Origin of the sequence: Paenibacillus sp. FSL F4-0100, assembly GCF_037993005.1 — a bacterium.
In the GTDB taxonomy this organism is placed as follows: Bacteria; Bacillota; Bacilli; order Paenibacillales; family Paenibacillaceae; genus Paenibacillus_AQ.
Window position 1 is genome coordinate 7,239,495 of sequence record NZ_CP150303.1, and the last position, 16,023, is coordinate 7,255,517.

Annotated in this window: 11 protein-coding genes and 1 pseudogene; 2 read left to right on the forward strand and 10 right to left on the reverse strand. The window is 51.8% G+C overall.

The features are described from left to right. The first annotated feature begins 176 nt into the window (after nt 1-176). Together MHH48_RS32900 and MHH48_RS32905 are read left to right on the forward strand one after the other, a co-directional pair. On the forward strand, nt 177-1,730 hold the full coding sequence (locus tag MHH48_RS32900; RefSeq protein ID WP_076323906.1) for an FAD-dependent oxidoreductase: 1,554 nt from the start codon (nt 177-179) through the stop codon (nt 1,728-1,730). Nucleotides 1,731-1,898: 168 nt separating this feature from the next. Continuing rightward, nucleotides 1,899-2,087 carry a hypothetical protein gene (locus tag MHH48_RS32905; RefSeq protein WP_076323905.1) on the forward strand — a complete coding sequence of 63 codons (189 nt, stop codon included), beginning with the start codon at nt 1,899-1,901 and terminating at the stop codon, nt 2,085-2,087. A gap of 124 nt (nt 2,088-2,211) precedes the next feature. Here the strand turns inward: MHH48_RS32905 and MHH48_RS32910 are convergent, their stop codons facing one another. From MHH48_RS32910 to MHH48_RS32955, 10 genes and pseudogenes are all read right to left on the reverse strand, one after another. Then, nucleotides 2,212-2,664 (reverse strand): hypothetical protein, encoded by a 453-nt coding sequence (locus MHH48_RS32910; RefSeq protein ID WP_076323904.1) that lies wholly within the window; start codon nt 2,662-2,664, stop codon nt 2,212-2,214. Nucleotides 2,665-2,854: 190 nt separating this feature from the next. Beyond that, nucleotides 2,855-4,729 (reverse strand): ABC transporter ATP-binding protein, encoded by a 1,875-nt coding sequence (locus tag MHH48_RS32915; RefSeq protein ID WP_076323903.1) that lies wholly within the window; start codon nt 4,727-4,729, stop codon nt 2,855-2,857. Then, complete coding sequence (locus MHH48_RS32920) at nt 4,726-6,453, reverse strand: ABC transporter ATP-binding protein (RefSeq protein WP_076323902.1); 1,728 nt, start codon at nt 6,451-6,453, stop codon at nt 4,726-4,728. Before MHH48_RS32920 ends, MHH48_RS32915 begins: the two co-directional genes overlap by 4 nt. Before the next feature lie 11 nt (nt 6,454-6,464). Beyond that, nucleotides 6,465-7,025, reverse strand: a complete 561-nt coding sequence (locus MHH48_RS32925; RefSeq protein WP_076323901.1) for a MarR family transcriptional regulator — start codon at nt 7,023-7,025, stop codon at nt 6,465-6,467. A gap of 122 nt (nt 7,026-7,147) precedes the next feature. Beyond that, nucleotides 7,148-8,260, reverse strand: coding sequence for a ribosome small subunit-dependent GTPase A (rsgA, locus tag MHH48_RS32930; RefSeq protein WP_076323900.1), 1,113 nt, complete (start codon nt 8,258-8,260; stop codon nt 7,148-7,150). Between the two features lie 404 nt (nt 8,261-8,664). Beyond that, nucleotides 8,665-10,953, reverse strand: coding sequence for an ATP-dependent DNA helicase (locus MHH48_RS32935; RefSeq protein WP_076323899.1), 2,289 nt, complete (start codon nt 10,951-10,953; stop codon nt 8,665-8,667). Between the two features lie 147 nt (nt 10,954-11,100). Beyond that, on the reverse strand, nt 11,101-11,895 hold the full coding sequence (gene pdaA, locus MHH48_RS32940; protein ID WP_076323898.1) for a delta-lactam-biosynthetic de-N-acetylase: 795 nt from the start codon (nt 11,893-11,895) through the stop codon (nt 11,101-11,103). A gap of 142 nt (nt 11,896-12,037) precedes the next feature. Next, nucleotides 12,038-13,081: an oxidoreductase gene (locus MHH48_RS32945; protein WP_076323897.1), complete on the reverse strand. Its 1,044-nt coding sequence runs from the start codon at nt 13,079-13,081 to the stop codon at nt 12,038-12,040. A 195-nt stretch (nt 13,082-13,276) separates the two neighbouring features. After that, nucleotides 13,277-14,815: pseudogene (locus tag MHH48_RS32950) on the reverse strand (catalase); the annotation flags it as partial. A gap of 192 nt (nt 14,816-15,007) precedes the next feature. Then, nucleotides 15,008-15,898: a LysR family transcriptional regulator gene (locus MHH48_RS32955; protein ID WP_076323895.1), complete on the reverse strand. Its 891-nt coding sequence runs from the start codon at nt 15,896-15,898 to the stop codon at nt 15,008-15,010. Nucleotides 15,899-16,023: the final 125 nt, after the last annotated feature.

Genomic DNA, 16,023 nt, shown 5'->3' on the forward strand with positions numbered 1-16,023 from the left:
TCCCGCTGTTCTTTAGGTTCTGCACAAATGTCCCAAATTATTTACAATCATCCAGAAAAACTTAGGAAGACTGCGAATCGAAATCACCTAGTTTCTAATCATTCCCACGTGGTAATAATGAAGACAAGAGTCGGAGTTTAAGGGCAACGCCCATAGAAACTGAGGAGGAATCGTGAATGAACCCATCCAATTCATCGCATCAAGAACTGCCGCAATATCCGGAGTCACTGTGGAGAGCGACAACGAAACTGCCCACCTTCCCCCGCTTGGCCGAAGATATTGAGACGGATGTTGCCATTGTCGGAGCCGGCATAACCGGCATTACAACCGCTTATCTGCTTGCCAAGGCAGGCAAAGATGTCGTGCTGATCGAAGCAGGGCAAATCCTGAACGGGACCACCGGTCATACAACAGCTAAGGTTACGGCACAGCATGGGCTGATCTATCATGAATTTATGAATCATTTTGGGGAGGAGAAGACAAGACTCTATTACGAAGGAAATCGGGAAGCGATTGAATTCATCAGGAATATTATTGGCGGAGACGAAGAGAAATTCGGGCTGAAGCTGGAGGATGCCTATATCTACGCTCAACAGGAGGACAAGTATCTCTCGAAGCTGGAGGATGAAATCAAAGCCTATGAAAAGCTCGGCATTCCGGGAGAATGGCAGGATAGCCTTCCTCTGCCTATGCCGATTCGGGGAGCCATTAAGATGCCCGGGCAATATCGATTCCACCCTCTGCAATATCTTAAGCATCTGACCGAACAATTCCTGATGCTCGGAGGGCGGATCTATGAGAATACGACCATGGATGAAAAGGCCGAAACCGATGGACCGCTCACGCTGCTGACCAAACGGGGCGGTCACCGAATTACTTGCAATCACGCAGTGTCCGCATCTCATTTTCCGTTCGTTGACGGAAAAGGATTATTCTTCACGCGGCTGCATGTGGGACGCTCCTATGCCATTGCTGTCAAACCCGAAACCGCTTATCCGGGCGGGATGTATTTAAGCGTGGATCAACCGACCCGTTCCCTGCGGTCAGCTTCTTATGGCGGTGAGGATTTGGTTATCGTCGGAGGCGAGAATCATCCGACGGGCCGCAGCATCTGCACCCATCAGCATTACGAAAACCTGGAGCTGTTTGCAGGAAAGCTGCTGGGCGCTTCCGCGATTCCTTATCGCTGGTCGGCCCAGGACCTGATTACTCTGGACAACATGCCTTACATCGGGCCGATCACATCCAATCAGGACCGGATCTTTGTCGCGACAGGCTTCCGGAAATGGGGCATGACAACAGGAACATTGGCCGCGAATATCATCTGTGATCAAATCTTGGAGAAGGATAACCGTTACGCCGACGTCTTCAACCCGTCCCGCTTCATGGCAGATCCAAGCATCAAAACATTTGTTGCACAAAATGCTATGGTTGCGAAAGATTTCGTTTCCGGCAAGTTCGAAATGTCCCATGCTGATATTACCGAGCTGAAGGCAGGCGAAGGCGCCATCGTCCGCCATAACGGTCAGCGCGCCGGGGCTTACAAGGATGATAAGGGGAATCTCCATCTCGTGGATACGACATGTACCCATCTCGGCTGCGAAGTGGAATGGAATGAGGGCGAACGCTCATGGGATTGCCCTTGTCACGGATCACGCTACCGTTATAATGGCGAAGTGATTGAAGGGCCGGCCATTGAGCCGTTGAAGCAGTTGGACCCGGAGAGCTAAGCGGACGCTGCGCTCCCTCAAGGACTCTAACCTAAAAGAAGTGAAGCCCATGCGAGCTTCACTTCTTTTTTTATAACAGGGGACTACACACCGGAGTGGCCTAAATTCAACCAAAAATAACATATTTCTGGTATAATAAGCTTACAAATCGTTACGGGAGGGACAGCTATGGTTCTAGGCCCTGAGTATTTGGATCGAATTAAAGAGGACGTCTCGGAGACTAAGGCAAAGGAGAAGCTGCGCGGTATCCGGCAGCAAAGCCTGCTTAGTGATTTTTTAATGACCCTTGCTGCTGCAGGTGCCTTCATTGTGGTGGCTGCCATCTTTGGTTTTATCTTGTATAACATACGATATTAGAAGCCCTTCCCCATGCTTCCAAGGTGGTAAGTCTCTGAAGTTTATACTTTCTTGCAAGTCCAAAAAGGCACCCTGACGGGTGCCTGTGTCATGTTATGACCTAGCCTGGATTAATCTAGTAAACCTAAGCGATTTCTGGTGCCGGCTCCTCGCGGTAGGCCTCAAGCGATCGGTCCACGATGACCTGTATGAAATCCGGATCCATATCCTGAATCCATGGCATGGCGTTATTCCAAGCATTTTCCTCGATTTGAAGCGCGATCTGATTCTGCTCCCATTCATCCACCGTTCGATCCATCCGGTCACAGAGTTCTGTCAGCATCAGGTCCATCGAATGGCCCAGCTCATGTGCGAATACCACCGCAAAATAGGCATGAAACAGCTCAAGTGTCCCAAACAGCTCCAGACACTGCTGGCGTATGACTTCGGTATACATCGTCACGCTGTGCGAATTCATAACATATTTCCCGCCGATTAACCGGCCCCCTGGGAAATACGCCTCCATCTCCACGGTGACACTGCTGCCCGACCGACGTAGAAGCTCTTGCGTAATTCGGTTCAGTTCGGACTTATTCAATAATGATCATGGCTCCCTTTAAAGATATAAACATAAACATAAACATCATTATAAAAGAACCATATGAAATTGCAATAACAAATATGCCTGCTAGCTTACTCTAAACCTACCAAAAAACTTTAATTAAGCCAAAAAAAGAAGACCCACTCGCACTCCAATGGGTCTTCTTATGATGGAAATCCTCGCCTCGCTATCCAGCCTCATGCTGGTCGCTGAATTGACTGTTATACAGGTCCGCATAGAAGCCGCCTTGAGACAGCAGCTCTTCATGGGTTCCTTGCTCGATAATGCTGCCCTTGTTCATGACCAGAATCAGGTCTGCATCCCGGATCGTGGACAGCCGATGCGCAATGACAAAGCTGGTTCGGTCCTTCATCAGCTCATTCATCGCTTTCTGGATATAGAGCTCTGTCCGCGTATCCACGCTGCTGGTGGCCTCGTCGAGGATCAGAATCGATGGATTGGCCAGAATGGCACGCGCAATGGTAAGAAGCTGCTTCTGCCCTTGCGATATGTTGGAGGCCTCCTCGTTCAGAACGGTATCGTAGCCGTCCGGCAGTGTCCGGATGAAGTGATCCGCGTGAGCCGCTTCCGCCGCTCGGATGATCTCTTGTTCCGTGGCGCCTTCGCGTCCATATCCGATATTGTCCCGGATTGTCCCGTTAAAGAGCCATGTATCCTGCAGCACCATTCCAAACAGGCTGCGGAGTTCACCGCGTCGAAGAGCCGTAATATCTGTGCCGTCTATCGTAATCTTGCCCTTATTCAGCTCATAGAACCGCATCAGCAGATTAATAAGCGTAGTCTTGCCTGCACCGGTCGGGCCGACGATGGCGACCGTTTGCCCGTGCCTTACGTCCACATTCATATCCTCGATCAGAAGCTGGTCTTCTTTATAGCCGAAACTCACGTTCTCGAAAGACACGTCGCCAAGTGGCTGCTTGAGTGCTGCCGGAGCTGTATGCTCTGACACTTCTTCTTCCTCATCCAGCACTTCAAATACGCGCTCTGCCGATGCTATGGTAGATTGAATGACGTTCGCGATATTCGCAAGCTGGGTGATCGGCTGCGTGAATTGGCGTGAATATTGGATGAATGCTTGAATATCCCCGATCTCAATCGCTCTGCGGGTAACGAGCACGCCGCCGACAACACTGACGATCACATAGCCGATATTGCCGACAAAACCCATCAGCGGCATAATGGTACCCGATATAAACTGGGCTCTCCACCCGGCATCATAGAGCTTATCGTTGACCTCATTAAATTGCTCCATGGACTGTCGTTCCCGGCCAAAGGCCTTCACCACTTTATGACCTGTGTACATTTCTTCCACATGCCCGTTCAGCTCACCCAAATGCTTCTGCTGAGCCACAAAATGCTTCTGCGAGCGTTTGGCAACCACAATTGTAACCACCACACTAAGCGGTAGGGTCAGAATAACTACTAATGTCAACAGCGGGCTGATCGTGAGCATCATCACGATGACGCCAACCAGCGTGACTATCGAGGTAATCATCTGCGTCAAGCTCTGCTGAAGCGTACTGCTGATATTGTCCATATCGTTGGTCACCCGGCTCAGCGTTTCCCCATGTGTCCGAGCGTCGAAATATTTGAGCGGCAAACGACCGAGTTTGTTGTAAACATCCTTACGCAAATCATACACGGTTCGCTGGGCCACGCCAGCCATAACATATTGCTGGATGTAAGCAAACAGTGAGCTTAAGAGATACAAGCCTGCAAGCCAGAGCATGATCGTCCGAATCGCGTCAAAATCGATCCCGGCCCCCGGCACGCCTTGCATCTTAGCCATGAAGCCTTTGAACAGGATCGTGGTTGCATCCCCCAATATTTTCGGGCTCACGATGCTGAATATCGTACTGAGAATAGCTGCGATCAAGACGATCATCAGCTTGCCGGTATGCGGTTTGAGATATCGCGTTAACCGGCGAAAAGTGCCTTTGAAATCCTTGGCTTTCTCCCCCGCCATTCCAGGTCCGTGTGGGCCGCCGCCAAAGGGACCGCCCGGTCCCCGAGGATGTCCTCCCCGTTTCTTCTCACTCATGCGATCTCCTCCTCTGACAGCTGCGAGGTAACGATTTCGCGGTACACATCGCTGGAAGCCATAAGCTCCTCATGCGTGCCGATTCCGGCTATGCGTCCCTCATCCAGCACAATAATACGGTCAGCGTCCATGACGGTGCTTACCCGCTGAGCAACAATCAGAACGGTAGCTTCCGTCGTTTCCTCGCGGAGCGCTGCGCGAAGATTGGCATCCGTCTTGAAATCCAGCGCCGAGAAGCTGTCGTCAAACACATAAATCTCGGGTCTCCGAACCAGCGCCCTTGCAATCGAGAGCCGCTGCTTCTGACCTCCGGATACGTTGCTGCCGCCTTGCGAAATCTCGGCATCGTACCCGCCTTCCATAGATGAGATGAAATCGGCCGCCTGAGCAACCTTCGCAGCATGCCGGATTTCCTCGTCCGTCGCATCTTCTTTACCATAGCGGATATTCTCCGCGATAGTTCCGGTGAAGAGCAGCGCCTTCTGTGGCACGAATCCGATCCGGTTCCGCAGGTTCTCCTGCATCATGTCCCGGATATCCGTACCATTGACGAGGATCCGCCCCGAGGTCACGTCATAGAAACGAGGGATTAAGCTGATCAGCGTCGATTTACCCGAACCGGTTCCGCCGATAATGGCGGTGATTTCACCCGGCCCGGCATGGAAGGAAATATCGGATATGGCGGGCTCCTCTGCACCCGGATAATAGAAGGTCACATCCTGGAATTCAATCGATCCCTGCTGCACGCCGGTATTGCGCGGCTGCTTCGGATCATGGATCTCCGGCATCATGTTCAATACCTCATTGATCCGGACCGCTGATGCCTGTGCACGCGGAATCATGACAAACATGACGGATAGCATGATGAGAGAGAACATGATCATCATTGCGTATTGGAGAAATGCCATAAGGTCACCGACCTTCATGTGGCCACTATCGATTCGCAGCCCCCCGAACCAAACAATCGCCAGCGTTGCAAAGTTCATGACCAGCATCATGACAGGCATCATCGCACCCATGATTTTATTCACTTTGATGGAGGTGGCTGTCAAATCCTCATTCGCATCATTAAAACGGACAGTTTCATGATTCATCCGGTTAAATGAACGAATGACCCGGATTCCGGTCAGATTCTCCCTTAGCACGCGGCTCAGTGTATCGATCTTCACCTGGATCGCTTTAAAGAGCGGAATCCCCTTTTTGGCGATGAGGAAAATAGCCAGGGCCAGAATCGGCAGGACGATGAGAAGTACCGTGGTCAATCCCGGGTCTCTCGATACGGCCATTATAATGCCCCCGATACACATCATCGGCGCAAGCGCCATCATGCGAAGGATCATGATCGTGACCTGCTGCACCTGCGTAATGTCGTTCGTTGTACGGGTAATCAGGGATGCCGTACCGATCTTGTCAAATTCCTGCAGCGTGAAATTCTCGACATGGGAGAAGACGCGTCCCCGAACAATTTTCCCGAATCCCGTAGCTGATTTGGATGCCAAATAACTCGCGGCAATGGAGCACAACATGCCCCCAGCTGCTACCAGGAGCATAAAGCCGCCCACACGCCAAATGTAAGGCACATCTCCCTTCACGATGCCGATATCCACGATGTCCGCCATCAAGGTTGGCAGGTAAAGATCAGATAGACACTGGAAAAATGTGAACAGCAGGACAAAAATGACCGCTGTCCGGTACGGTTTCAAATAGTGAAACAGTTTTAACAAATTCCCCACCCCTACTCATTGTCTGAAGTTGTTTCGTTCGTTTTGTGCTTTTGCTCGTGAAAATGATACACCTTCGTTAACAGCTCCGTCAGTTTGACGCTGTCCTCTTCTCCTAAAAATTCCACCAGCTCGTTAAAGTTGTTTCTGACGTTCTGATAGGTTTCTTGGACAACGCGATTCCCTTCCTCCGTAAGCTGCACACGAACCGCACGTCGATCCTGTACATCCATCACCCGTTCAACCAGACCTTTGCTCTCCAGAGCGTTAATAAATTGAGTGATCGTCGGTGACGTAACATTCATCATGCTGCTGATTTCGGACACTTTCATGCCAGGACCGTCAGGCACGATATGATGTTTAAGTCCCATCAGAACGCGAATCTCGCCGGGCGTATAGCCGGAAATCAAGTGCCGATCCCATTCCTGCTTATGGAACATGCGAATGCTGTACAAGAGCCTGCCGGCTACGCTATCTTCTCGCCGGCCAGCCTTCATGCACAGCCCTTCCCGCGAATCTTTTTCCTCTTTCCCGTTGTTCCCTTTAGGTAAATCTGGATGTATATTCTCTTCCATGGTCCACCTCTTTTCTGCAACTACTTAAGCAAATAGATAGTCTGCCAATTTATTTGGTTTCCTAACTATATACCCGAAGAAGACCGAAGTCAAATCGACTCCGGACCTCTCAATAACATCCATTATTCGTCATCGTACAAAAGCTGCTGGTAGTTCCCTTTGCGGTCTCTCTCGCTCTTCCGCGAGGACTTGCCTGAGCTCTTATTCTGGCGGCGGGTGCTGACCCTCTCCTTACTGGCAATATAGGCGAGCTCCCGCTCCGTCTTCTTGTAGTTCGCATATCGTTTCGCATCCAGCGTTCCGTCCTGCAGCGCTTCCTGAACCGCACAGCCGGCCTCCGTCTCATGGCGGCAATCCTGGAACCGGCACTGCTGCACCAGCGCCGAAACATCCGCAAAGGTTGCCTCGAACCCTTCTTCCGAATCCCACAGCTGCAGCTCCCGCATGCCTGGCGTATCCACCATAATCGCGCCTCCCGGCAGCACGAAAAGCTCCCGGTGCGTCGTGGTATGCCGTCCCCTTGCGTCCTCCTCGCGTATCCCCTGAACCCGCTGCAGCTCCTGGCCGGACAGCCAGTTCAGGAGGGTGGATTTACCGGCCCCGGAGGTACCCGTAATGGCAATCGTCTTCCCCTGTATCAGATACGGCTGCAGCTGCTTCTTTCCTTGATCCATCAAGGAGCTCACCGCATGAACCGGCACGCCCGGTGCAACAGCCTCTACCTGCGCGACATAATCTTCCGGCGATTCACATAGATCCGCCTTGGTAAGCAGCACGACCGGTGCGGCTCCGCTCTCCCAGACCGCAATCAGATAGCGTTCAATCCGGCGAACACTAAAATCCTTGTTGAGTGCGTTAATGATAAACACGGTATCCATGTTCGCGGCAATGATCTGCTCATCCGGCACGCTTCCTGCTTCCTTGCGCGTCACAGCAGATTGGCGGGGGAGCAGCTTATGAATGACGGCACGGGATTCCCCTTGCAGCGGTTCCACCATGACCCAATCGCCAACAGCGGGAAAGTCGCTTTTGCTGGCTGCTTCGTATTCGTATTTGCCCGTGACAATCGCGGACTGCTCTCCCTCTTGCGTAATAATGCGGTATTGCTTCGAGAATTGGGCTGTAATACGTGCCGGTGCCAGCGCTTTATCCTGCTGCAGGATCTGCTCAGCCATCAAACTCCAATGTTCATTCCATCCATATGCTTGTAGCGTAGTCATGTCTTGTTTAGTCAAATTCGTTATATCCCCTTATCGTTATTGGATTGGTTGTTATCAAACACAAAAAAACCGCAGATTTGTATCCGCGGCTGATCTGAATCTATGCAAGAAGAAGGCATCAACCCCCATACAGCCTACATTCAAGCCGTTAAAGGTCATACCAAGCCCTTAAATAGACACAAAAAACCCGCAGGATACCAAGCACGGTCTCCTGCGGGTTCTTGAGTATGGAGTAAAAGACAAGTATGTTTACATGCCTTATACCCCTATACCATTAGAATTTCCCGTCCAAAGAGACCAACGTCAATGCGACCCATCCACTATGCATCATAACCATTTGACATCAGCCTCCTTCAGCTAAATTAATATATTCGTATTATAGGGGTCATATTTCCAGGTGTCAACATCTCATGCAAAAATTAGATTCGCCTGTAGTGCCTCCACTCCTCAGGCAGCAGCATTCCGTACTGGCGATTCAAAAAGCGGTCATCCACCAGCGTCAGTGTCCCGCTGTCCTGCTCTGAGCGGATCAAGCGTCCTCCGGCCTGCAGCACTTTGTTCATGCCCGGGTACACGTAGGCATAATCGTATCCCCGCTTGCCGGTACGATCGAAATAATCCTTGATGATATCATTCTCGAATGATAGCTGCGGCAATCCTACGCCGATGACCACGACACTCGACAGCCGTTCTCCCTTCAAATCAATGCCCTCGGAGAAAATACCGCCCATTACGGCAAAGCCGATCAGCGGATCCTCCGCATCCGCCTGGAAGGCATCCAGGAATGCCTCCCGCTCCTCCTCACTCATCCCATGCCCCTGAAGCAAGGTACGCGCTCCCGGGTTCATTCTGGCAAACGCCTCATGGATATCCTGCATGTAGGGATAGGACGGCAGGAACATCAGGGTATTCACCGGCTTTTCCTGAACCAGCGCACTCAGCATCCGGACGATGGCTTCGCTATTTCGCTCCCGATCCTTGAAGCGCGTCGATAACGGCAAAATTCGAACATCCAATTGCTCGGAAGAGAAGGGAGAGGGAATCGAGAGGCTGTAGTCCTCTTCCTCTGCTCCCAGCATATCGCGGTAATACCCGAGCGGCATGAGAGTTGCCGAGAAAAATACGCTGGATCGGTAGTTTTTTCCCGCTTGCTGGAGCAAATAAGAGGGGTCCAGACAAAACAGCTTGAGAAACACCTCGCTCTGACTCATCTCCGCATACGTGACAAAGCGGTCGTCATACAGCTTGGAGATGCGCAGATACCCCTGCACGGCAAAATAGCACTCCAGGAGCGCATCCGCCTCATCCCCGCTCTTGCCAGTCATCAGTTCGGCCTCTGCCTGGAGCGAAAAATCCTCCAGCAGCTCCACCATCATCTCCGGCTGCTGGGACCCGACAATCCGCTCTTCCTCCTCACTGACCTTGCGCAGCACTTTAAATCGGTTATTCACCCGCTTCGCGGCGTTGTAAAGCGCGGGATTGCTCTCTTTGTAAGCTCGTTGCAGTTCCAGAAAAGCCGATTTATTCAGCTCGGCCGAGAACATTCCCCGCGCCCGGTCCACCAGATTGTGTGCCTCATCAATGAGCAGCACACTGCGCTTCTTCACGTCCTCCGGCATCCGCTTGAAGGATACACGCGGGTCAAACACATAGTTGTAATCGCAGATGACGGCATCAGCTGCATACGCGGCATCCAGCGAGAACTCAAACGGACACACCGTATGCTTCCGGGCGTACTCTTCAATAACGGGCCTCGTGATCAACGTTTCATTCGAGAGCAAATCCAGTATGGCGCCATTAATCCGGTCATAGTAGCCCTCCGAGAACACACAGCCCATCTGCCCGCAGCCCTCAGCTTCACGAAAACAAATCTTGTCCTTCGCCGTCAGCGTGACCGTGTGCATGCAGAGTCCTTGACGCTCCATGCGCGCCATGGCTTCCTCCGCGGTCGTTCGGGTGATCGTCTTGGCAGTCAGATAAAAAATCCGCGACAACAGGCCTTCACCGATCGCTTTAACCGAAGGAAACAGCGTGGATATCGTTTTCCCTATGCCCGTTGGCGCTTTGGCAAACAATTTCCGTCCTTCCCCGATGCTCTTATAAACGGCTCCTGCCAACTTTCGCTGTCCCTCGCGGTAGGCGGGAAACGGAAACTTCAATTCGCGGATGCTTCGATCCCTCCGCTCGCCATGCTCCCGCAGCAGATTGGCATAAGGCGCATAAGCCGCCACGACCTCCAATACGAAGGATTCCAGCTGTGCACAGCTCCATTCCTGTACGAACTGCTTACGCTCTCCACTCGGGACTTGGAAGTAGGTTAATCGCACTGCCATCTTCGGAATCTCATGCTGCTTCGCGTACATATAGGCATACATTTGGGCCTGCGCCCAATGAACCGGGTACGTGTGCTCCGTAATCTCGCCTAAATCGCCGGAGGTCGACTTAATCTCGTCAATCATCATCCGCTCTTCCTCTTGAATCAGACCGTCGCAGCGGCCTTCCACCACAAACAGAAGATCCTCGTAAGGAATCTCCACTTCAAGCTGAACTTCCTTCTGATCGTTCTCACCATAGTCGCGCTGTACCTGTTGATGCGCACGGGTCCCCTCGGTAAGGGATGTCGCCGTGCGAAAACCCGAGGTAATGCTGCCGCTGCGAAAGACATATTCCACCAGCGGCCTGACGGATATTTGGATAGTATGAGGCATGATGGTCTCCTTCGTTCATGTTCTATGAAGGGTATTATACCAAACATTCGTTCCTGAAAGCGAAGCATCCATCTTCATTCGCCAACAAAAAGCGTGCAGACGGCATCCTGACAGGATAGCGTTCTGCACGCTGTATGCAACAAATATTTACGGGGCTTTCTTCTGCATCTGATCCAAACTCTTGAACTCGTACCCCCGGTTCCTGGCTTCCTCAATGATCCGCCCAAGCGCCTCGGTGTTGTCCTTGGAAATCGAGTGCAGCAGAATCACAGCGCCCGGGTGGAGCTGTGCGGTTACCTTATCATAAGCATACTGCGCACCGCGCTGGGACTTCACGTCCCAATCCATATACGCGAGCGACCAGAAGACATTGGTATAACCCAGCAGCTTGCTGGTCGCCAGCGACCGCTCATCGAAAATGCCGCGCGGTGTACGCAAATATTTCATATCCGGCTGGCCGGTTATGCGCATAACCTCCTTCTTCACCCGCTCCAGTTCCTCGGTCAGCTTCTCTGCCGAGATCGTGGTCACATCCGGATGATTCCAGGAATGGTTGCCGATAATATGTCCCTCAGCCGTCATCCGCTTCAGCAGATCTTCCTGTGTCTTTACGTAATGTCCGGTCACGAAAAAGGTGGCAGGCACCTTCTTCTCTTTGAGCGTATCCAGGATACGGGAGGTATATCCGTTCTCGTATCCGTTATCAAACGTAAGATAAAGCTCCTTCTGCTCGGCATCGCCCATGAAGATCGCGCCGTATTTTTGCAGAAGCTCCTTAAAACCCTCCTCATTGATGGAAGGCAGCTGGCCATTGACGCTTTTTTTGAATCCAAAATGAAACGGACCGCTTCCTACTGCCAAAGCCGCTCCCGATATGGACAGCATCACCGCCAAACTCATCAGAAGCGCAAAGGCCGGCCGAAGGATATCGCGTTTCTTCATATCCGTTCTCTCCTTCTTTGTTGTGATATGGATTGATTCCCCTCATGAAAGACGTACAAGGGTTGCATCACCTAATATCCCACAAATCGGAGCAAACTATGTGCTAGCCAAAGAGGACCCTGTCACCGGATATAGCAGAGTTTCACGTGATCTTGATCAATCGGCCTTTCTGATGACTTTGCAGTGCATACTCAATCATACGGATGACATTACGGGCTTCTTCAGGCTGAACGGGTAACGGGCCATCCTTAAGAATCGCTTCAGCCAAACCCTGATAAAAGGCCTGATAACGTCCCGGCAGCGTCTCAATCTCACCCTGAACCGCCAGTCCGCTCAGCTCAGTAGCAAGCTCCCCGTACTGGTCCGGCTGGTCTTCACCCCAGCCCGCATCCCCCGGGTGCATTCCCTGCTTCAGCTGGCTTTCCTGAGGGTCTGTTCCATATTTCAGGAAGCTTCCTTTATCCCCGTGCAGCTCGAATTTCGGGCCGGCTTGCCGGACCAGCGAGCCGGAATGCAGAATAACGCGAAACGTTTTGTAACCCAGCACCAGATGAAAATAATCATGGGTTTTGGACCCGTTGCGCTCCGTTCTCAAATCCGCCCATAGCGTCTCCGGCAGACCGAACAGGAACAGCGCCTGATCAAGCAGATGCGAACCCAAATCGTACAGGATGCCGGACCCGGGAATCCCCTGTTCCCTCCACCGCTCCGATTGCACTTCCGGACGGTAACGGCTGAACTGCGACTGATAAATGGATAGCTTCCCGAGCGCTCCCGTCTCCAGCAGGTTGCGGACAGTCAGAAAGTCATTGTCCCAGCGGCGGTTGTGATATACCGTCAGAAGTACTCCCTTCTGTTTGGCCAGATCAATCAACTGGTCCGCTTCTGCGGATGTTACGGTAAACGGCTTCTCGACGACCACATGCTTACCGGCCTCGATGGCTAACCGGGTATATTCGTAATGCGTTGCATTCGGACTCGTAATGATGACAACATCAATATCCGGATTAGACAAAAGCTCATCCACACTATCGACAACCGCCGTATCAGGCAAATCCTTGTAAACCTTGTCCGGATCTGATGACACAACCGTGTGGACTATGTAATCCGGCACGCTTCTCAGGATAGGTGCATGAAACACCGACCCGGACAGGCCGTAGCCGATGATTCCCGCTTGTATTGCCATAAAGCACGCCTCCTCTTCCCATGGTTCTATGTTGATTCGATATGTATCGCTTTGATTCCTTGCAACATCTTAACATTCCGCAAATATTTTACAACCTCAAATAATACAGCCGCCTGCACATCTATCACTGTGCAGGCGGCTGCTCAATTGCCATTGCAAAAGATAACCTGAAGATCGCTTCCGGCTTAGCAGATTTTAGTAAGGATCCGCCTCATGGCCCATACGGTTAGCATCCTCAACCGCCTGCTCCCGGTCGGGCTCGTTCGAGCCCTTTCTGGCCTGCTCGAGTCCTTCTCGTACGCGGCGTCCATATTCCTCATCCGCATTCGTAAAATATTCCACCATCTTGTCTTGAATCCGGATATCACATTGGATGAGCGCACCCACCAGATTGCTAATCAAGTCGTTTCGCTCCCAATCCTCAAAGGCTCTGTACGTATCCCCGGCCTGCTTGAAGTCCAGCGTACGGTCCAGCTTCTGCCGGACGAGGTTGGCATCATAATGGGGCTGATGAGGCTTCGCCGTCTGCGAGGCTTCCACCAGACCATCGGTCATGGAAGGCTCGTAATCCACATGCGGGCTTTGCCCTGGTGCCTTATCCACGTAATAAGACATCTGCCCGCCGCGCTGGTTGGTAGCGACCCGCTTCTTCGGCGCATTGATCGGCAGCTGCAGATAGTTGGTGCCCACCCGATGACGCTGGGTATCCGAGTAAGAAAATGTGCGACCTTGGAGCATCTTGTCGTCCGAGAAATCGAGTCCATCCACCAGCACGCCCGTGCCAAAGGCCGCTTGCTCCACTTCGTTATAGTAGTTCTCCGGATTGCGGTCCAACACCATTTTGCCCACCTTCAGGAACGGAAATTGATCTGCCGGCCACAGCTTGGTTGCATCAAGCGGATCGAATTCCAGCTCCGGATGCTCATCATCGCTCATAATCTGAACGCATAGCTCCCATTCCGGATAATCCCCGCGTTCAATGGCCTCATATAAATCCTGTGTTGCGTGGCTGTCATTCATGGCCTGGATCTTTTTTGCTTCTTCCTGCGTGAGGTTCTTAATGCCTTGCTTGAGCGGCTCCCAATGGTATTTGATCAGCACACTATGGCCATCTGCATTGACCCATTTGTATGTATTCACACCTGAGCCCTGCATTTGGCGGTAGTTAGCCGGAATGCCCCATGGGGAGAAGACAAACGTGATCATATGCGTCGCTTCCGGGGAACGGGATACAAAGTCGAACATGCCGACTGGACCCGGAACGTTGGATACTGGATCCGGCTTGAACGCATGAACCATGTCCGGAAACTTGAGCGGATCGCGGATAAAAAATATTTTCAGGTTATTGCCAACCAAATCCCAGTTGCCCTCTTCGGTGTAGAATTTCACGGCAAATCCACGCGGATCCCGAAGCGTTTCAGGTGAGCCGGAACCATGAATAACGGTTGAGAACCGGACAAACACCGGTGTACGCTTGCCTTCAACCTGAAACAGCTTGGCCCGAGTATACTTCGAAACAGGCTCATCGCCTACTTTCCCGTATGCTTCGAAGTAACCGTGAGCTCCAGCACCCCGTGCATGCACGACGCGCTCCGGAATGCGTTCCCGGTCAAAGTGCGTGATCTTCTCCAGATAATGATAATTTTCCAGGGTCATCGGACCCCGATTCCCTACCGTTCTCACATTCTGATTATCCGAAATAGGATGTCCCTGACGATTAGTTAGCGTATCCTCCCGCTCCGTCTCGCCGCGGTTCTGGGCAAAGCCTTCCCGACCTGGGTTCGTTCCATTATTACCATCATGTTCCTGGCCACTCACGAATGTCATTCCTCCTTGGATATAAGGCTTGTAAAATGGTTCTCTTATTATGGATATTATGTCCAAGGCGTGAAAATGTATGAAATGCCCCTTAATTTTGAAACAAACTTAATCCTGCTCACCCAATAGGGCGCGGGTAAAGCTGATCCATTCCCTGACGGCAAAGGACAGATACCGGTCCTTCCTCCAGATCATTCCGAGCTGCCAGGGAATGGACGGATTGTCCAGCGGCAGTATCGTCACGCGCGAGGAATCGATTTCCTTACAGATTGTCTCCGGGAGCAGAGCGATGCCCAAATTGGCGGCCACCATGCCACTGATGAGGTCCCACTGCGAGCTTTCATAGACCACCCTTGGCTCGAAGCCCGCGCTGACGCATTCGCGGATGATCCGGTCATGCAGCGTAAAGTCCTCTCGAAACAATACAAATGCCTCGTCGGCTAGCTCGTTCAGGTGTACATGATCTCTGCCTGCCAGCCGATGGGACGGATGGACCAGCAGATTCAGCTTCTCTTTCACAAAGGAATAATAGTGAAATACATCTTCATTGACAGGCAGCACCGCGACTCCGATATCGGTTTGACCGCTTTCCACATCCGCTTCGACCTTCTTGGCGCCATCCTCAATCAGCTGAATGGTAATCCTCGGATAGTCCCGGTGGAACTGCCCGATCACCTCAGGGAAAAAGCTTGAGCCTACCATAGGTGGAAGCCCGATCCGGAGATGGCCGCGCTTTAGGTTCATGAGATCCTCCAGCTCGGCCGATACCCGCTGAAAGGAATCCACCATCTGCTGCGCCTGCTGATACATGATATGACCAGCATCCGTCAGCTCAATCCGCTTGCCCTGCCGGTAGAACAAGGTTACGCCCCACTCGTCCTCCATGTTGCGAATCGTTTTGCTAATCGTTGGCTGCGTAATATACAGCTTCTCGGCGGCTTTGGTGAAGCTTTGGTTCCTCGCTACCTCAAGAAAATACTCCAGGTGCCGTATGTCCATCCGATATTCCCTCCGGTTTCTTCTATGTATAGATAAATGGAATGCATCTCATTCGATATATGCATTTTACCTATGAAAATTATCGTTGTAAAATTTCATTAACAATGAAAATAAAGGAGTCCGGT